This is a genomic window from Shewanella sp. AC91-MNA-CIBAN-0169, assembly GCF_040310165.1.
In the GTDB taxonomy this organism is placed as follows: Bacteria; Pseudomonadota; Gammaproteobacteria; order Enterobacterales; family Shewanellaceae; genus Shewanella.
In genome coordinates this window covers 1-279 of sequence record NZ_JBEOPM010000099.1, presented here as the reverse complement: position 1 = coordinate 279, position 279 = coordinate 1, and the positions used below count along the sequence as shown (strand labels likewise).

Below are 279 nucleotides of genomic sequence, written 5' to 3'. Positions count from 1 at the left end.
ATACAACCTACTAAAATTATTAAACAAAAACAAAATAAAATACGATTAATTAAACAAGTAAAAAAATGCGAATTAAGTTCTTTGTATGGGGTTAATAGAGCATCACATAGCTTATTTTTACTCATTGAATGTGACTTTGATAAGAAAACCGATAAAGAAGCTATTTTTAAAGTGTTAATCACTAGAAAATTGACTGAATTTAAAGATGTGTCGGTAAAAATATTAAATTCCAGTTACTTAGCCGTCACCTTGCCACATATACCTACTCCCGAGTTAGAC

General features: G+C 28.7%; 1 pseudogene. It reads left to right on the top strand.

Annotated elements, in window-relative coordinates:
- Positions 1-279, top strand: a pseudogene (locus tag AAEY98_RS22280) (EAL domain-containing protein); the annotation flags it as partial.